An 18,135-nucleotide genomic window follows, 5' to 3' on the forward strand; every position below is an offset into this window, starting at 1 on the left:
GGTGATCCACCGTGCCGCAGCTCAGGCCCGAACTGGACCGGGAGGTCCCCGTCCTGATGGTGCGGGTCGGCCACTACCCGCACTCGCACAGCCCCATCGGTGCGGTGCGCTCCTTCGGCCGGCTCGGCGTGCCCGTGCACGCCATGGTCGAGAGCCGCCTCACCGCGACCGCCGTCTCGCACTACCTCACCGGGGTGCACGTGCGGCCCACCACCGGCGGCGAGCCGTCCGACCAACTCGTCGACACCATCCGCTCGGTGGCCCGCTCGATCGGCCGGCCCGCGGTCGCCGTCGCCACCGACGACGAGTCCGCCTGCATCCTCGCCGAGCACGCCGCCGAGCTCGCCCCCTACCTGCTGCTGCCGCCCGTCCCCGCCACGCTGCCACGCCAACTCGCCGACAAGGGCGGCCTGTACCGGATCTGCCAGGCCCACGACGTCCCCGCGCCGCGCACCGCGACACCCGGAACCGGCGCGGAACTCCTCGACGCGGCAAGGCAGGTGGGCTATCCGCTGGTGCTGAAGAACCTCGCCCCGTTCAGCCGGCTCGCCCACCCCGTGGTCACGCACACCACCCTGGTCCGCGACGAGGCCGAACTGCGCGCCCTGGCCCGCGCCGACGGGCAACTCTCCGTCCTCGCCCAGGAGTACGTGCCGCGCGAGCACTCCGAGGACTGGTTCACCCACCTGACCTGCGGGCGCGACGGCGAACCGCTGGCGGTCTTCACCGGCCTCAAGCAGCGCGACTGGCCTCCCGGCGGCGGCTTCACCACCCTGGCCCGCTCGCTGCCCAACCCCGAACTCGCCGAACTCGCCGCCCGGTTGTGCCGCTCCATCGGCTACAGCGGGATCGCCGACCTGGACTGGCGCTACGACCGCCGCGACGGCCGCTACAAGCTGGTCGACTTCAACCCCCGCCAGGGCGCCCAGTTCCGGCTGTTCGAGACCACCGGCGGCGTCGACGTGGTCCGCGCCCTGCACCTGTGGCTCACCGGACGCGACGTCCCGCCCGGCGCGCAACTGGTGCGCAGCTTCAAGGTCGGCCGCCTCGACCTGCTCTCCGCCGCCGCCAACGCCTGGCAGGACCGCCGCCCGCCGCGCGACGTCCTCCCGCGCCGCGGCACCGTCCGCGCCTGGGCCTGCCGCGACGACCCCGTCCCGGTCGCCGTGGAGATCACCCGCAGCGCCGCCTCCTTGATCCACGGCGTGGCCCACCGGGTCCGGGCCGTCGCCGGCAGGTCGCACGGCTGAGCCGACGGAGCGAGCGCGTAGCCGGGGCGAGCGCGTCAGGCGGCGGGTCGGGACCGCCGTGCGGCAAGCGCGCGGGACAGGCGGCCGGCCGCGAAGCCGGTGCCGCAGACGAAGCGCATCACCGGGCCGAAGGCGTCCGCGGCGGCCAGGCCCGTGAAGTACAGCCCCGGCACCGAGGATTCGAAGCCGGCCGAGAGCCGCGGCGCGCCCGCGTGGGTGCGCACCGCCGCGCGCAGGGACGGGTCCAGGATCGCCAGCCGCGAGACGTCCACCCGGAAACCGGTCGCCACCAGGACGTGGTCGGCCTCGACCGGCCCGCCCGGCCCGGTCAGCGACAGCCGCACCGCGCCGTTCAGGTCGGCGCCCGCCAGTTCGCGGCCGGTCACCACCGGCAGCACCCCGTCGACCCGCTCGCGCAGCCACCAGGCGCCCGCCGGGCCGAGGACCGTCCGGACGTAGTGCTCCCGGGTCCCGTCGGGCAGGTGGCGGAAGGCGGCCGGTGCCCGGCTGAACGCCATCAGCGGCCAGCCAGGGCCCAGTGGCGAGACCGGGCTGCGCAGCCGCGTCGCCAGCGGACGGTCCGCGCCGCCGTCGACCGGCGGCGGCGCGCCGAACAGCAGCCGCTCCCGGCGCGCCACCACCACCGGGCTGGCCCCCGCCTCGCTCAGCAGCGCCGCCCCCTCCAGCGCGGACTGCCCCGCCCCCACCACCGCGACCCGCCGCCCGGCGAACGCCGCCGGGTCGGTCAGCGCGCTGGAGTGCGAGGCTGCGCCCGCCTCCAGCAGCGGGCGCAGCACCGGCGGGATCCAGGCGTACGGCGGGAACCCGGTGGCCAGCACCACCGCGCGGGACTCGAAGGACTCACCGTCCGCCAGCCGCACCAGGAACCGGCCGGCCTCCGGGGTGACCGAGACCACCTCGCTGTTCTGGGCGTCCGGCACGCACTGGCGCTGGAACCACTCGCCGTAGCGGATGAACTCCGCCACCGGAATGGGGTACCGGGCGCCGACCGGCCGCTCGCCGTGCGCCCGCCGGAAGTCGTTGAAGCCGAACCCGGGGCGCGGCGACGAGATGCTCGACGCCGCCGGGGTCGACTTCAGGAACATCCCGATCGGCATCCGCGCCCGCCAGCTGCCCATCGGCTCGCCGAACACCCGCGTCGGCACTCCCCGCCCCCGCAGATGCGCCGCCACCGCAAGCCCGTACGGTCCGGCGCCGACCACCGTCACCGCCACCGCGGCACTCACGGCCGCCGCCCTCTCCGCTGCCGCGCCGTCATCGGGCACCTCCTCCGTCGGGGTGCATCCAGGATGCGGTCCGGCCCCGCGTCGGGCACGTCGACCGGACCGGCAATTGTCTTGTACGCGTCCTGCGGCTAGCCTGCACGGGCGCCCGCCACCGAGCGGGCACCGCGGCCGGGACGCCGAATCCCGTCCACCCGGCTGCGGCACACCGAGCTACGGAACGGACGGGAGCGGGGGAACCAGGTCAGTACGCCCGGCCCCCGCATTCCCGCGGACGGTCGCGGCTCGGGGTGAAGCCGTTCCACAGACGGCCGGGCCACTCGTGCGGCCCGAACCCGACAGCTCACCTCGTAGGCGTCGCCGAGGATGACAACCATGCGCCTCTCCGCCACACCTGCCAGGGTCGCCGCCGCGACCGGCCTGGCCGTCGCCGCGCTCGCGCTGGCCAGCCCGGGCACGGCAGACGCCGCCGGCCACTACCGCGCCGGCAAGTACCGCACCTGGGCCCCCACCGCGGCGCCCACGACCACCCCGACCGCGACCACCCCGGCCGCCACGGCGTCCGCCACGACATCGGCTCCGGCTCAGACACCGACCCCGGCTCAGACACCGACGCCGACCCCGACGGCGGCCGCGACCAGTCCGCTGCCGGCCCAGTCGCCGTTCGCCAGCCCGACCGCCAGCGCCTCGGCGCCGGCGCCCGCGGCCACCACCCCGGCCGCGACCGCGACGCCGAGCCCGACCGCGACGACGCCTCCCGCGCCGACCGGCGGCGCCGGCGCGGGCACGCCGACCTGGGAGGACGACTTCAGCTCCGCATCGGTGCCGCTGGGCAGCTGGACCGGCTGCAGCGCCAACGGGCCGCTGCAGACCAGCCACTGCACCGGGCTGCCGTCCGCGGTGGACGCCAAGTGGTGGGCCTACCCGTCCGGCTGGCAGGACACCTCGAAGAACGGCACCTACAACCCGGCCAAGACGCTGTCCATCGCGAACGGGCAGATGAACATCCACCTGAACCGGGACAGCGGCGGCACCTGGGTCGCCGCGCCCACGCCGAAGCTGCCGCAGAACACCACCTACGGCACCTACGAGGTCACCTGGAAGGCCACCTGCGCGACCGGCTACAAGGTGGCGTGGCTGCTCTGGCCGGACTCCTACACCTGGCCGCGTGACGGGGAGGTCGACTTCCCCGAGGGCGACCTGTGCGGCAACGTCGGCGCGTTCATGCACCGCCAGGGCGCGACGGCCGGCAGCGACCAGGACGCCTTCAACGCCAACGTCCCGGTGGCGGGCGCCTGGCACACCAGCCGGATCGAGTGGCAGGCGAACGACCTGAAGTTCTACCTGGACGGCAAGCTGATCGGCCACTCCACCTCGCGGGTGCCGAACACCCCGATGCACTGGGTGCTGCAGTCCGAGACCTCGCTCGGCGGCACCACCGCGGCGGTCGGCTCCTCGGCCGACATCGCCATCGACTCGGTGCGCTTCTGGAAGGCGGGCTAGTCCCCGCGCCCCGTCTGGTCGGCGGCCTGTGTCAGCCGACCAGACGGGCGAGCGGGATCGAGTGGCCGGTGTGCTCGACCTTGGCGCGCAGGTAGCGCAGGTTGCTGGGGGAGGCGTGGACGCCGGTGGGGACGCGGTCGGCGACGGTGATGCCGAGGGCGGTGAGCTGGGCGGCCTTGTCGGGGTTGTTGCTGAGCAGGCGGACGGCGGGGACGCCGAGGGTGGTCAGCATCTGGGCGGCGGCGGTGTAGTCGCGGCCGTCCTCGGGCAGGCCGAGCGCGGCGTTGGCCTGGTAGGTGTCGAGACCGGTGTCCTGCAGGGCGTAGGCGTCGAGCTTGTTGTAGAGGCCGATGCCGCGGCCCTCCTGGCGCAGGTAGAGCAGGTACCCGCCGGCCTCGGCGATCTTCTCGACGGACTCGCGCAGCTGCGGGCCGCAGTCGCAGCGGGCCGAGCCGAAGACGTCGCCGGTGAGGCACTCGGAGTGCAGGCGCACCAGCGGGGCGGGGGCGCCGGGCTCGGTGGACGGCTCGCCCAGGGCCAGTGCGAGGTGCTCGGCGCCGTCGGCGAGGCCGCGGAAGGTGAACACCTCCGCCTCGACCTGGTAGCCGTCGCCGAAGCCGAGCGGGATGTGCACCCGGGAGCGCACGGTGGCGGCGGGCAGCGGCAGGCCGGCCGCGACCGGGGTGTCGAGCTGCGGGTCGGTCGGCGTCTGCGGCTGCGTCGCGGTGTCCGTCATGGCGGGGCCTCCGGTGGTCCGGGCGTGGTGGGCGCGCGCGGTCCGAAGCCGAGTAGTTCAAATTCGAACCGGATCGCGCCCGGCTGACGCTACACCGCGGTTCCAATTTGAACAACTGGGTTCCCGTCCGGCATTCCCGGCCCGGTGCGACCCATCGGTGGCGGGTTCGCACAGCCGTCCCGTTCGGCCCACCAGCCCCGGTCTACCCGCCGGTACCCCGGCAAGCTGGCGTGGAGAGCCATGCGCAGACGAAGGGGACGAGATGTCGAAGGCGTTCGGGTTCGTGGAGTACGGCGGGCCGGAGCAGCAGGAGTTCCTGGACCGGCCGACGCCCGTGCCCGGTCCCGGCACCCTGCTGGTGCGGGTCAGGGCGGCCGGGGTCAACCCGGCGGACTGGAAGACGCGGCGGGGCTGGTTCGGCACCGACGCCGCGCCGCCGCTGGTGATGGGCTCCGAGGCGGCGGGCGTGGTCACGGCGGTCGGCGAGGGCGTGCCGGGCTTCGCGGTCGGCGACGAGGTGTTCGGCATCGCCCCGGCCGGAGCGTTCGCCGAGGAGGCCCTGCTGGCCGCGCAGACCACCGCCCGCAAGCCCGCCGCCGTCAGTTTCGCCCAGGCCGCCGCGCTCCCGGTCGCCGCGGCCACCGCCTACGACGCGGTCCACCAGCTCGGCCTGCGCGCCGGGCAGACCCTGCTGGTGGTCGGCGTCGCGGGCGGGGTCGGCAGCGCCGCCGCGCAGATCGCCCGCGAGCAGGGCGTGCGGGTGCTCGGCACGGCCGGCGACGGAAGCGTCGGGTACGTGCAGTCGCTGGGCGCGCTGCCGGTGCGCTACGGCGACGGCGTGGAGCAACGGGTGCGGGCGCTCGCCCCGGAGGGGGTGGACGGGATCCTCGACCTGATCGGCGGGGACGCCGTCCGCGCGGTGGCCGGGACGCTGCGCGAGGGCGGGCGGCTGGTCTCCACCTCCGACCCGACCACCGCCGCCGAACTCGGCGGCGCCTACGTGCGGCGCGACGGCACCTCGGCGGTGCTGGTCGCCCTCGCCGAACTGGTCGCCGCCGGGAAGCTCGACCCGCACATCACCGCCGTCTTCCCGCTGGAGCGGGCCGCCGAGGCGATGGCCGAGGTGGAGTCCGGGCACGCCCGAGGAAAACTGATCCTGGAGATGAGCTGACCGTGAAGATCACCGAACCGCGCCCGGGCGCCCCCTGCTGGGTCGAACTGGCCACCAAGGACCCGGTCGCCGCCAAGGCCTTCTACCACGAACTCTTCGGCTGGCGCGCGGAAGTGGTGCCGGAGGAGAAGGCGATGGGCTACACCAAGCTGTACGCCGGCGAGCAGCTCGTCGCCGGGCTCAGCGCCCTGATGCAGCCCGACCAGCCGACCGCCTGGACGATCGGCTTCGACACCCCGGACGCCGACGCCGCCGCGGACGAGATCGCCGCGGCCGGCGGGCAGCTGATCGTCCCCGCGATGGAGGCGCTGGACTGGGGCCGGTTCGCGGTCGCCGCCGACCCCGGCGGCGCGGTGTTCTCCCTCTGGCAGCCCCGCGCGCTGCGCGGCATCGACCTGCTGAACGAGCCCGGCGCGCTCGGCTGGATCGAACTCGCCACCCGCGACACCAAGGCCGCCCTGGCCTTCTACACCCGGGTGTTCGGCTGGAGCGTCAGCCCCGGCGAGATGTACACCCAGTTCGGCCTGGACGGGCGGGACTTCGGCGGCGTGATGGACATGACCGACCAGTTCCCGGCGGACGTCCCGCCGTACTGGATGCCCTACTTCGCGGTCGCCGACGTCGACCTGAGCGCCGAGCGGGCCGCGCTGCTCGGCGCGACCGTCAACCTGCCGCCCACCGACGTGCCCGACGGGCCGCGGCTGGCCGTGCTGCGCGACCCGCAGGGCGCCGTGTTCGGCATCCACGTGGCCTACCGCGAGGGCTGAACCCGCCCGGGAGGAACGGCGGTTCAGACCCGGGTGGACTCGACGACGGCGGGCGCGGCGGCGGCGTCCGGCCGCCGTCGCCGGGCGCCGTGCTCGCGCGCCGCGAGCGCCCCGGCCGCCGCGGTGACCGCCAGCGCCGTCCACGGTACCCAGTCGCCGAGCCGCACGTACCAGGTGCGGAAGCCGGGGTCGCCCAGCGTGAGGTGGACGGTGAGCGCGCCGCTGCCGCCGGTGTCCATCCGGGCCAGCCGGCGGCCCTGCGCGTCGTAAGCCACCGACTCGCCGGTCAGCGCGGCCTGCACCACCGGGCGGCCGGTCTCCGCCGCGCGCAGCGCCCCCAGCGAGGCGTGCTGCGCGGGGGCCCAGGTGGACTGGAAGGTCGAGGTCGCGGACTGGTAGACGATCAGCTCGGCGCCCTGCCGGGCCAGGCTGCGGGACATGTCCGGGAACGCCGACTCGAAGCAGATCAGGGCGCCGACCGGCAGCGGCCGGCCCTGCCGGTCGACCACCGGCAGCAGGTGCACCGAGGTGCCCGGGGCGCGGTTCTCCCCGGCGGCGGCGCTGACCCCGGCGATCCAGCCGAGCAGCGGGCGCAGCGGGATGTACTCGCCGAACGGCACCAGCCGGATCTTGCGGTAGCGGGCCGCCACGCCCGACGGGTCGACCAGCACCGCGTCCTTGGAGATCCGGCCGTCCGCCTTACGGGCGTCCTCCCCGGCCAGCACCTGCGCGCCGACCGCCGCCGACAGGGCGCGCAGCCGGTCCACGGTGGCGCCGTCGCGGTCCAGGTCGGCGGTGGTCGAGCTCTCGCCCCACACCACCAGGTCCACCGGGCTGCCCGCCAGCGCGCGGGTGATCCGCACGTTCGCCTCCAGCCGGGCGTGCTCGTCGGCGGTCTGGCCGGCCTGCACCAGCGCCACCGTCGCGGGGCCGCCGGCCGGCGGGGCGGCCTGCACCGCGAACAGCAGCGGACCGGTCAGCACCGCGGCGGCCGCGGTCGCCGCCGCCAGCAGCCGCAGGTGCCAGTGGCGGGCGGCGACCAGCAGCACCACCGCCGTGTTCACCGCCACCACCGCGGCGCTCACCAGCCACACCCCGCCCACCGAGGCCAGCCCCAGCACCGCCGGATGCCGCCACTGGGTCGCCCCCAGCAGCGCCCACGGCCCGCCCAGCGCGTGCCAGGAGCGGGCGAACTCCGCGCTCACCCACACCGCCGGCACCACCAGCAGCGCGGCCGCGCCCCGACGGACCGTCAGCGGGTCGTGCAGCAGCCACTGCGCGGCCAGGCCCACCGGCGCCAGCAGCACCCCGAAGACCACCGCCAGCAGCGGCAGCGCCGGACCGATCGACGGCACCAGCCAGTACATGCCCGCCAGGATGAACCCCGCGCCGAACCACCAGCCGCGCACCGCGCCCTCGCGCGGCCCGCCCGCCGCCCGCATCACCAGCAGGCCCGGCACCAGCGCCACCCAGGCCAGGTCGGCCAGGCCCGCGCCGGGGAAGGTCAGGACGGGTAGCGCGCCGGCCACCAGCGCGCCGTAGCGGGCCGGGCGGGACAGGGCAGCCGAGAAGGTCATGCCGAGATTGTCCGCCCGGCCGGGCCGGAAGGCACCCCTCTGCGATCACCGGCATGTCCGGTGGGCGCAATGTTCGCCGGGCGGTCACTCGCCCTCCAGATCGCCCTCCGTCTCCAGGAACACCTGGCGCAGCTCGTCCAGCAGCGCCGCGTCCGGCTCCGCCCACATGCCGCGCTCGGCGGCCTCCAGCAGGCGCTCCGCGATGCCGTGCAGCGCCCACGGGTTGGCCTCGGCGAAGAACTCCCGGTTGACCGGGTCGAGGACGTACTCCTGGCTGAGCTTCTCGTACATCCAGTCGGCGACCACGCCGGTGGTGGCGTCGTAGCCGAACAGGTAGTCCACCGTCGCGGCCATCTCGAAGGCGCCCTTGTAGCCGTGCCGGCGCATCGCCTCCAGCCAGCGCGGGTTGACCACCCGGGCGCGGAACACCCGGGCGGCCTCCTCGGTGAGGGTGCGGGTGCGGACCGTCTCCGGGCGGGTGGAGTCGCCGATGTACGCGGCCGGGTTCCTGCCCGTCAGCGCGCGGACGGTGGCCACCATGCCGCCGTGGTACTGGAAGTAGTCGTCCGAGTCGGCGATGTCGTGCTCGCGGGTGTCGGTGTTCTTCGCCGCCACCGTGATCCGGCGGTAGGCGGTCTCCATCTCCTCCCGGGCCGGACGCCCGTTCAGGTCGCGGCCGTACGCGTAGCCGCCCCACACCGTGTACACCTCGGCGAGGTCGGCGTCGGTGCGCCAGTCCCGGCTGTCGATCAGCTGCAGCAGGCCCGCGCCGTAGGTGCCCGGGCGGGAGCCGAACACCCGGACGGTGGCGCGGCGTTCGTCGCCGTGCTCGGCGAGGTCGGCCTGCACGTGGGCGCGGACGAAGTTCCGCTCCGCGGGCTCCTCCTGACGGGCCGCCAGCCGCACCGCGTCGTCCAGCAGCGCCACCACGTGCGGGAAGGCGTCCCGGAAGAAGCCGGAGATGCGCAGCGTCACGTCGATCCGCGGGCGGCCCAACTCCTCCAGCGGGACGGCCTCCAGGCCGGTGACGCGGCGGGAGGCGTCGTCCCAGACCGGGCGCACGCCGAGCAGCGCGAACGCCTCCGCGATGTCGTCGCCCGCGGTGCGCATCGCCGAGGTGCCCCACAGCGACAGGCCCACCGACGGCGGGAACTGCCCGTCGTTGTCGGCCTGGTAGCGCTCGACCAGGGAGGCGGCCAGCGCCTGCCCGGTCTCCCAGGCGAGCCGGCTGGGCACCGCCTTCGGGTCCACCGAGTAGAAGTTGCGGCCGGTCGGCAGCACGTTCACCAGGCCGCGCAGCGGCGAGCCGGACGGGCCGGCCGGCACGAAGCCGCCCTGCAGGGCGTGCAGCACCGCGTCCAACTCGTCGGTGGTGGACGACAGTCGGGGCACCACCTGGGCGGCGGCGAAGGCCAGTACCTCGGCCACCGCGGGCGGCAGGCCCGCGGCGACCTTCTCCACCGCGGCCGGGTTCCAGTCCTCGGCCTCCATCGCCTCGACCAGGGCCCGGGCCTGCGCCTCCGCCGCGTCGGTCGCGCCCAGGGTCAGTGCCGCCTCGTCCAGGCCGAGCGCCTCGCGCAGGCCCGGCAGCGCGCTGACGCCGCCCCAGATCTGGCGGGCCCGCAGGATCGCCAGCACGATGTTGACCCGGTCGGTGCCCGCCGGGGCCTGGCCGAGCACGTGCAGGCCGTCGCGGATCTGCGCGTCCTTCACCTCGCACAGCCAACCGTCGACGTGCAGCAGGAAGTCGTCGAAGCCGTCGTCCTCCGGCCGCTCGTCCAGGCCCAGGTCGTGGTCGAGCCGGGCGGCCTGGATCAGCGTCCAGATCTGCGCGCGGACGGCCGGCAGCTTCGCCGGGTCCATCGCCGCGATGTTCGAGTGCTCGTCGAGGAGTTGCTCCAGGCGCGCGATGTCGCCGTAGGAGTCGGCGCGGGCCATCGGCGGCACCAGGTGGTCGACCAGCGTGGCGTGCGCGCGGCGCTTGGCCTGGGTGCCCTCGCCCGGGTCGTTCACCAGGAACGGGTAGACCAGCGGGAGGTCGCCGAGGACGGCGTCCGGGCCGCACTCCGCGGACAGCGCCGCGGTCTTGCCCGGCAGCCACTCGAGGTTGCCGTGCTTGCCCAGGTGCACCACCGCGTGCGCGCCGAACCCGCCGTCCTCCTGCGCCGCCGCGATCCAGCGGTACGCCGCCAGGTAGTGGTGGCTCGGCGGCAGGTCCGGGTCGTGGTAGATCGCCACCGGGTTCTCGCCGAAGCCGCGCGGCGGCTGGATCAGCACCAGCAGGTTGCCGGAGCGCAGCGCGGCCAGCACGATGTCGCCCTCGGGGTTGTGCGAGCGATCGACGTACAGGTCGCCCGGCGCCGGGCCCCAGTGCTCCTCGACCTGCTCGCGCAGCGCCGCAGGCAGCGTCGCGTACCAGCGGCGGTAGTCGGCGGCCGGGATGCGCACCGGGTTGCGGGACAGCTGATCCTCCGTCAGCCAGGCCTGGTCGTAGCCGCCCGCCTCGATCAGCGCGTGGATCAGCGCGTCGCCCTCGTGGCCGCCGTCGGTCTCGGTGTGCAGGCCCGGGAGGCTGTCGCCGAGGTCCATGCCCTCCGCCTGCAGCCGCTCCAGCAGCCGGATCGCGGAGGCCGGGGTGTCCAGGCCGACCGCGTTGCCGACCCGCGCGTGCTTGGTCGGGTAGGCCGACAGCACCAGCGCCAGGCGGCGCTCGGCCGCCGGGACGTGCCGCAGCCGGGCGTGGCGCACCGCGATGCCCGCGACCCGCGACGCCCGCTCGGCGTCCGCCGCGTAGACCGTCAGGCCGTCCTGGTCGACCTCCTTGAAGGAGAACGGGACGGTGATCAGCCGGCCGTCGAACTCCGGCACCGCGATCTGGGTCGCGGTGTCCAGCGGGGACAGGCCGTCGTCGCTGCCCTCCCACTGCGCCCGCGACCAGGTCAGGCACAGCGCCTGCAGGATCGGCCGGTCCAGCGCCGCGAGCGCGCCGGCGTCCCAGGCCTCCTCGTCGCCGCCGGCCTGCGCGTCGGCCGGCCGGGTGCCGCCCGCCGCGAGCACCGTGGTGACGATCGCGTCGGCCTCGCCGAGGGCGGCCAGCAGCTCCGGCTCCGCGCCGCGCAGCGAGGCGCAGAAGTAGGCGCGGGCCTGCGCGCCCTGCTCCTCGATCGCCTGGCAGAGCGTCTCCACGAACGCGGTGTTCCCGCTCATGTGGTGGGCGCGGTAGTACAGCACCGCGACGGTCGGGCCCGCGTCGGTGGCCGGGGTGCGCTCCAGCGGACCCCAGGCCGGGGCCGAGGCCGGCGGCGCGAAGCCGTGGCCGGTCAGCAGCACCGTGTCGGACAGGAACGCGCCGAGCTCCGCCAGGTTCGCCGGGCCGCCGTGCGCCAGGTAGGCGTGCGCCTCCGCGGCGATGCCCGCGGGCACCGTCGACAGCTCCATCAGCTGGGCGTCCGGGGCCTGTTCACCCGTCAGCACCACCACCGGGCGGGGCCCCGCGAGCAGCGCGTCCAGCCCCTCCTGCCAGGCGCGGCGGCCACCCAGCAGGCGCACCACCACCAGGTCGGCGCCCTCCAGCAGCTCCGGCAGCTCGGCGGGCGACAGGCGCGCCGGGTTGCCCAGGCGGAACGGCACCGGACCGCTCATCGCGTTCGCCGCACGGGCGCTCAGCAGGTCGGTGTCGGACGTGGACAGGAGCAGGATCATGCGGAAGCCCTCCCGGGCGTGTCGGGCAGGGACGGGTGGACGCACCCGGGCGCGGAGACGGTCCCGCCCCCGCGTGAACGGCGGGACGCCGACGAACTGGTGGGCGCGGGAACGGGCGCGTCCGGGCACCGGGGCACGGGTGCCGGAGGCGGCACGGGACCCGGCCCGGCTGCGGGCATGCGGCGGCGCATCGATCGGACCTTCCTCGGGGTCCTCGCCCCGGGCAGTGGAGGACGGCCGGAGTTCCTGGCTCCCGCGGCTCGGTGAGCCGCGGTCACAGTGGCGGGACCGCACCGGATTCGCACCGGACTTCCTCCGCTGTGCCGTCGCTGGCAGCGGACGGTCCGCGGACCGCCCGCCAGCATCGTACGGGGTGATCGCCCGCCGGGGGGAGTGTGACCTCGAACGCCCCGTGGATCTCCGCCCCACGCGTCCCGGGCGGCCCGTGGGCCCCTCGTGTCACGGCGCTGAGCTGCGCATTGTCGGACCGTCACCGCGGGGGAGTGTGACGTACGGGACGGTAGCGGGCCGCCCGCCGATGGGTATGCTCGCGGCCATGCCACCCACACCCGACGCCGTACCGGCACCCTCCGGCGGGAGCGGTGCCGCGCCCGTCGTCGGGACCGACCGGGACCGCGCCGACGCCTGCCCCGGCGCGCTGCGCCTGCACCGGGCCGAGGACGGCCACCTGGCCCGACTCCGGCTGCCCGGCGGGCTGTTGACGGCCCGTCAGGTCCACGCGATCGCCGACGCGGCGGACGCGCTCGGCGACGGCGAGGTCGAGGTCACCTCGCGCGGCAACGTCCAGCTGCGGGGGCTGCGCGACGACTGCGGGGCGGAACTGGCCGCCCGGCTGCGCACCGCCGGGCTGCTGCCGTCCGACACCCACGAGCGGGTGCGCAACGTCGTCGCCTCCCCGCTGGCCGGTCTCGACGGACTCGGACACGGCGACGAAGTCCACACCTGGGTAAGGGAGTTGGACGCCGCGCTGTGCGCCGCGCGATGGGCGGCGGGGCTGTCCGGCAAGTTCCTGTTCGCCGTCGACGACGGGCGCGGGGACGTCGCCGCCCTGAACGCCGATGTGACCTTGATCGCAACGGGCGGCGGCCGCGCCCTGCTGCGCCTCGGCCGGGCCCGCCGCGGCACCCCCGTCGACGCGCCGGTCGCCGCCGCGCTGGACGCCGCGCGGAAGTTCCTCGCGCTGGCCCGCGGCCGGGCCTGGCACGTCCGCGAGGTGCAGGACGAACTTCCCGACGGCGCGGTCGAACTGCCCGAGTTCGCCGGGCGGCCGCCCGCGCTGGGCGTCGTCGGTGACGCCGTGTCGGTCGGGCTGCGGTTCGGCCGGGCGGACAGCGCGCAGTGGCGCCTGTTGGCCGAGGCGCCGGCGTCCGGCGGCCCCGGCGGCGCAGCGGTGCGGGTGACCCCGTGGCGCGGCGTCGTGGTGCCCGGGGCGGGCGCCGGATGGCTGGAGCGCTTCGCCGCGGCCGGGTTCCGGACCGAGCCCGGCGGGCCCTGGGAAGGGCTGAGCGCCTGCACCGGGCTGCCCGGGTGCGGAAAGTCCCTGGCCGACGTCCGGGCGGACGCCGCCCGCACCGCGACGGCCGGCGGGCTGCCCGTGCACTGGTCCGGCTGCGAACGCCGCTGCGGACACCCCGCCGGGCGGTGGGTCGACGTCCTGGCGACCGGCGGCGGCGGATACCGGGTGACGGTGGACGGCACCGCACGGGACGTGCCGGGGCCGGGAGCCGACGACGCAGAAGACGACACAGAACTCGCCGCGGCGCTCGCCGAGGCGCGGAACGCCGAGGCGCGGAGGGCCAAGTGATCGAGTACGAGAAGGACGGCGCGTCCATCTACCGCCAGTCCTTTGCCACGATTCGGGCGGAGGCGGACCTGGCCGCGCTGCCCGCGGACGTGTCGCAGGTCGCGGTGCGGATGATCCACGCCTGCGGCATGGTCGACCTGGTCGAGGACCTGGTCTACTCGCCGAACGTGGTCGCCGACGCCCGCAAGGCCCTGCACGCCGGCGCACCGATCCTGTGCGACGTCAACATGGTCGCCAGCGGCGTGACCCGCAAGCGGCTGCCCGCCGACAACGAGGTGATCTGCACCCTCACCGACCCCGCCGTGCCCGAACTCGCCCGCGCCATGGGCAACACCCGCAGCGCCGCCGCGATGGAACTCTGGATCCCCCGCCTGGAGGGCGCCGTGGTCGCCGTCGGCAACGCGCCGACCTCGCTGTTCCGGCTGCTGGAAATGATCGAGGCCGGTGCGCCGCGACCCGCCGCGGTGATCGGCGTCCCGGTCGGCTTCATCGGCGCGGCCGAGTCGAAGCAGGCCCTGGCCGAACACCCGTCCGGACTGGAACACCTGGTGATCCGGGGCCGCCGGGGCGGCAGCGCGATGGCCGCTGCCGCGATCAACGCGATTGCGAGCGAAGTGGAATGACGGAGCACCAGGAACCGCTGAACGGCGCCGAGTCGGCGCAGGGCGGCCGGACCGGACGGCTGTACGGCGTCGGCGTCGGCCCGGGCGACCCGTCGCTGGTCACCGTGCGCGCCGCCGAACTCATCGGCAAGGCCGACGTGATCGCCTACCACTGCGCCCGGCACGGCCGTTCGCACGCCCGCGCCATCGCCGAGCGCTACCTGACGGGCGGTCAGCTGGAGGAGCGGCTGATGTACCCCGTCACCGTGGAGACCACCGACCACCCCGGCGGCTACCGCGGCGCGCTCGACGACTTCTACCGTGAGGCCTCCGAGCGGCTCGCCGCCCACCTCGACGCCGGACGCGACGTGGTCGTGCTCGCCGAGGGCGACCCGCTGTTCTACGGCTCCTACCAGCACATGCACAAGCGCCTCGCCCACCGGTACCCCACCGAGGTGGTGCCCGGCGTGACCTCGATCAGCGCCGCCGCCGCCCGCCTCGGCACCCCGCTGGTCGAGGCCGAGGAGGTGCTCACGGTCATCCCCGGCACCCTCCCCGAGGAGGAGCTGGCCGCCCGGCTCGCCTCCACCGACTCCGCGGTGATCATGAAGCTGGGCCGGACCTTCCCCGCCGTCCGCCGCGCCCTGGAGCGCACCGGCCGGCTGGCCGAGGCCCGGTACGTGGAACGCGCCACCATGGACGGCGAACGCACCGGCCCGCTCGCCGAGATCGACCCGGCGAGCGTCCCGTACTTCTCGGTCGCGGTGCTGCCCAGCAAGGTCGCCGCCCTCGACTCCTCCGGACGCCCGTTCGACGCCCTCGCGGGCGCGCAGGCACCGGAGCAGACCGCCGCTGACGAACCGTCGGACGGCGACGGCACCACGGAGGTCGGTGAGGTCGTGGTGGTCGGCACCGGCCCGGCCGGACCGCTCTGGCTGACCCCCGAGGCGCGCGGCGCCCTCGCCGCCGCCACCGACCTGGTCGGCTACACCACCTACCTGGACCGGGTGCCGATACGGGCCGGGCAGACCCGGCACGGCTCCGACAACAAGGTGGAGGGCGTGCGCGCCGAGTTCGCCCTGGAGCTGGCACGGCGCGGACGGCGGGTCGCGGTGGTCTCCTCCGGCGACCCCGGCGTCTTCGCGATGGCGACGGCCGTCCTGGAAGCCGCCTGCGAGGAGCCGTACCGCGAGGTCCCGGTGCGCGTCCTGCCCGGCATGACCGCCGCGCACGCCGCCGCCTCCCGCGCCGGTGCGCCGCTCGGCCACGACTACGCGGTGATCTCGCTCTCCGACCGGCTCAAGCCCTGGGAGGTGATCGCCCGCCGGCTGCGCGCCGCCGCCGAGGCCGACCTGGTGCTCGCGCTGTACAACCCCGGCTCCAGGAGCCGCACCACCCAGGTCGGCCTGGCCCGCGACCTGCTGCTCGAGTACCGGGACGCCGCCACCCCCGTGGTGATGGCCCGCGACGTCGGCGGCCCCACCGAGCGGGTGCGCACCGTCCGGCTCGGCGAACTCGACCCCGCCGAGGTCGACATGCGGACCCTGCTGCTGATCGGCTCGACCCAGACGCAGTGGGTGGAGCGCGGCGGCGGCGAGCACGTGGTCTGGACGCCGCGGCGCTACCCGGAGGCGTAGCCCGCCGGGGGCGGGGCAGGTCAGCCGAGCGCCCGCAGCCAGCTGACCGCCCCCGCCACGTCCGGTGCGGTGGGCACCCCCGCCGGGGGGTGCGGGCGCTGGACGATCACCACCGGGAGAGCGAGTTCGCGGGCGGCGGTCAGCTTGGGCGCGGTGGCGGCGCTGCCGCTGTCCTTGGTGACCAGCACGTCGATGCGGTGCGCGCGGAGCAGGGCGAGTTCCCCGTCCAGGGTGAACGGGCCGCGCTCCAGCAGCACTTCGGTGGCGGGCGGCATCGGCGCGGTCGGCGGCTCGACCGAACGGGCCAGGAACCAGTGGCCGGTGAGGTGGGCGAAGGCGGCGATGCCCTGCCGACCGGTGGTCAGGAACACCCGGCCGCCGAGGGCGGGCAGCGCGTCGGCGGCGGCCGCCAGGTCCGGCACGGGGTGCCAGCGGTCGCCGTCCCCGGGTGTCCAGCTGGGCCGGCGCAGGGCGAGCAGGGGAGTATGGGTGTCGGCGGCCGCGAGGGCCGCGTTGTGGCTGATGGTGTCCGCGAAGGGATGGGTGGCGTCGATGAGCGCGTCCACGCGCTGTGCGCGCAGCCAGGCGGCGAGCCCCGCCGGGCCGCCGAAGCCGCCGATCCTGACCTCCCCCGCGGGCAGCCGCGGTTGGGCGACCCGCCCGGCCAGCGAACTGGTGACCCGCAGCGCCGGGTCGGCGGCCAGCGCGTCGGCCAGGCGGCGCGCCTCGGTGGTGCCGCCGAGGATCAGGACGTGCATGCGGACTCCCGGAACCGGCGTGGAGATGGGTCGGACGCACCAGCCTAACCGGGGCGGTCGCCGTGGCTGAGTGGGCGGACGGTGCCGGTGCCGGGGTCGGGGTCGGGGCCGGCGGATCGGAACGCGAGGAGGGACCTGTGGTGAGCGGCGACGCGGAACGGGGCTCGGACGGCGGGACCGCGGACGGCTTCGCCGCGGGCGGCACCGCGAGCGGTCCTGAGGGCGGCGTTGCCGCGGCCGGCGGAGGTGCTGCGGGCGGGCGGAAGGGGCAGTTGCGCAGCAGCGGGCTGCGGCCGGGGTGGACGACGGGGGCGTGCGCGACGGCGGCGACCAAGGCGGCGTACACGGCGCTGCTCGGCGGCGGGTTCCCCGAGCCGGTGGTGATCACGCTGCCGAAGGGGGAGCGGCCCGGATTCGCGCTGGCGGTCGAGGAGTTGGGTGACGGCTACGCGACGGCGGGGGTGGTGAAGGACGCCGGGGACGATCCGGACGTCACGCACGGCGCGCTGATCCGCGCGACCGTCCGGCACGGCGAGCCGGGTGCGGGCGTGGTGTTCCGGGCCGGGCCGGGAGTGGGCACGGTGACCAAGCCGGGGCTGCCGCTGGCGGTGGGGGAGCCGGCCATCAACCCGGTGCCGCGGCAGCTGATGCGCGAGGTGATCGCCGAGGTGGCCCGGGAGGCGGGAGCCTCCGGCGACGTGCTGGTGGAGATCTCGGTGGACGGCGGCGAGGAGATCGCCCGCCGCACCTGGAACCCGCGGCTGGGCATCCTCGGCGGCCTGTCCATCCTCGGGACCACCGGGATCGTGGTGCCCTACTCCTGCTCGGCGTGGATCGACTCGATCCGCCGCGGCATCGACGTGGCCCGCGCGGCGGGCCGCACCCACGTGGCGGGGGCGACCGGTTCGACGTCCGAGAAGGTCGCGGTCGCCGAGTACGGCCTGCCGGAGGACGCGCTGCTGGACATGGGCGACTTCGCGGGCGCCGTCCTCAAGTACCTGCGCCGGCACCCGGTCGAGCGGCTGACCATCGCCGGCGGCTTCGCCAAGCTGTCCAAGCTGGCCGCCGGCCACCTGGACCTGCACTCCGGCCGCTCCCAGGTCGACAAGGCGCAGCTCGCCGCGCTGGCTCGCGAGGGCGGCGCCTCCGAGGAGCTGGCGCAGCGGGTCGCCGCTGCCAACACCGCCCTGGAAGCGGTGCAGTTGTGTGCGGCGGCGGGCGTCCCGCTCGGCGACCTGGTGGCCCGGCGGGCCCGCGAGGCCGCGCTCGGCGTGCTGCTCGGCGCGCCCGTGACGGTCGACGTGATCTGCATCGACCGGGCCGGCACGATCGTCGGCCGGGCCGAGCCGAAGGGCCCCTGACG

13 protein-coding genes and 2 riboswitches are annotated in these 18,135 nt (G+C 75.8%); of the genes, 8 read left to right on the top strand and 5 right to left on the bottom strand.

Going from position 1 to position 18,135, the window contains the following annotated elements; genetic code table 11:
* Positions 1-11 precede the first annotated feature (11 nt).
* Positions 12-1,250, top strand: coding sequence for an ATP-grasp domain-containing protein (locus tag AB0K51_RS00520; protein WP_363448859.1), 1,239 nt, complete (start codon positions 12-14; stop codon positions 1,248-1,250).
* Between the two features lie 35 nt (positions 1,251-1,285).
* On the opposite strand, the gene AB0K51_RS00525 is transcribed toward AB0K51_RS00520, so the two are convergent.
* The gene (locus tag AB0K51_RS00525; protein WP_363448861.1) at positions 1,286-2,497 is read right to left on the bottom strand and encodes an FAD-dependent oxidoreductase; all 1,212 of its coding nucleotides are present in this window, start codon (positions 2,495-2,497) and stop codon (positions 1,286-1,288) included.
* A 193-nt stretch (positions 2,498-2,690) separates the two neighbouring features.
* Positions 2,691-2,866: riboswitch (cyclic di-AMP (ydaO/yuaA leader) on the top strand.
* A 3-nt stretch (positions 2,867-2,869) separates the two neighbouring features.
* Between AB0K51_RS00525 and AB0K51_RS00530 the strand changes: the two genes are divergently transcribed.
* Positions 2,870-3,997, top strand: a complete 1,128-nt coding sequence (locus AB0K51_RS00530) for a glycoside hydrolase family 16 protein (RefSeq protein ID WP_363448863.1) — start codon at positions 2,870-2,872, stop codon at positions 3,995-3,997.
* Between the two features lie 31 nt (positions 3,998-4,028).
* Here AB0K51_RS00530 and ribA read toward each other — a convergent pair whose 3' ends face one another.
* Positions 4,029-4,664: a GTP cyclohydrolase II gene (gene ribA / locus AB0K51_RS00535; RefSeq protein ID WP_363449328.1), complete on the bottom strand. Its 636-nt coding sequence runs from the start codon at positions 4,662-4,664 to the stop codon at positions 4,029-4,031.
* A gap of 331 nt (positions 4,665-4,995) precedes the next feature.
* Between ribA and AB0K51_RS00540 the strand changes: the two genes are divergently transcribed.
* Positions 4,996-5,904, top strand: a complete 909-nt coding sequence (locus AB0K51_RS00540) for an NADP-dependent oxidoreductase (RefSeq protein ID WP_363448865.1) — start codon at positions 4,996-4,998, stop codon at positions 5,902-5,904.
* Between the two features lie 2 nt (positions 5,905-5,906).
* On the top strand, positions 5,907-6,671 hold the full coding sequence (locus tag AB0K51_RS00545) for a VOC family protein (RefSeq protein ID WP_363448867.1): 765 nt from the start codon (positions 5,907-5,909) through the stop codon (positions 6,669-6,671).
* 23 nt (positions 6,672-6,694) lie between these two features.
* On the opposite strand, the gene lnt is transcribed toward AB0K51_RS00545, so the two are convergent.
* Positions 6,695-8,248 carry an apolipoprotein N-acyltransferase gene (gene lnt, locus AB0K51_RS00550; RefSeq protein ID WP_363448869.1) on the bottom strand — a complete coding sequence of 518 codons (1,554 nt, stop codon included), beginning with the start codon at positions 8,246-8,248 and terminating at the stop codon, positions 6,695-6,697.
* Positions 8,249-8,332: 84 nt separating this feature from the next.
* Positions 8,333-11,950, bottom strand: coding sequence for a cobaltochelatase subunit CobN (cobN, locus tag AB0K51_RS00555; protein WP_363448872.1), 3,618 nt, complete (start codon positions 11,948-11,950; stop codon positions 8,333-8,335).
* A 240-nt stretch (positions 11,951-12,190) separates the two neighbouring features.
* Positions 12,191-12,266: riboswitch (cobalamin riboswitch) on the bottom strand.
* Positions 12,267-12,506: 240 nt separating this feature from the next.
* On the opposite strand from cobN, the gene AB0K51_RS00560 reads away from it, so the two are divergent.
* Genes AB0K51_RS00560 through AB0K51_RS00570 form a run of 3 tightly spaced genes read left to right on the top strand, consistent with a single transcriptional unit; the run spans position 12,507 to position 16,014 of the window.
* Positions 12,507-13,775 carry a cobalamin biosynthesis protein CobG gene (locus AB0K51_RS00560; RefSeq protein WP_363448874.1) on the top strand — a complete coding sequence of 423 codons (1,269 nt, stop codon included), beginning with the start codon at positions 12,507-12,509 and terminating at the stop codon, positions 13,773-13,775.
* Positions 13,772-14,398 carry a precorrin-8X methylmutase gene (locus AB0K51_RS00565; protein ID WP_363448876.1) on the top strand — a complete coding sequence of 209 codons (627 nt, stop codon included), beginning with the start codon at positions 13,772-13,774 and terminating at the stop codon, positions 14,396-14,398. The genes AB0K51_RS00560 and AB0K51_RS00565 overlap by 4 nt, the downstream gene beginning before the upstream one ends.
* Entirely contained in the window at positions 14,395-16,014 is a 1,620-nt protein-coding gene (locus tag AB0K51_RS00570) for a precorrin-2 C(20)-methyltransferase (RefSeq protein ID WP_363448878.1), read from the top strand. The genes AB0K51_RS00565 and AB0K51_RS00570 overlap by 4 nt, the downstream gene beginning before the upstream one ends.
* A gap of 20 nt (positions 16,015-16,034) precedes the next feature.
* On the opposite strand, the gene AB0K51_RS00575 is transcribed toward AB0K51_RS00570, so the two are convergent.
* A complete protein-coding gene (locus AB0K51_RS00575; RefSeq protein ID WP_363448880.1) occupies positions 16,035-16,772 on the bottom strand; it encodes a cobalt-precorrin-6A reductase in 738 nt (245 codons plus the stop codon).
* A 272-nt stretch (positions 16,773-17,044) separates the two neighbouring features.
* On the opposite strand from AB0K51_RS00575, the gene AB0K51_RS00580 reads away from it, so the two are divergent.
* Positions 17,045-18,133 (top strand): cobalt-precorrin-5B (C(1))-methyltransferase, encoded by a 1,089-nt coding sequence (locus AB0K51_RS00580; RefSeq protein ID WP_363449330.1) that lies wholly within the window; start codon positions 17,045-17,047, stop codon positions 18,131-18,133.
* The last annotated feature ends 2 nt before the right edge of the window (positions 18,134-18,135 follow it).

It is taken from the genome of Kitasatospora sp. NPDC049285, assembly GCF_040678815.1.
Classification (GTDB): Bacteria; Actinomycetota; Actinomycetes; order Streptomycetales; family Streptomycetaceae; genus Kitasatospora.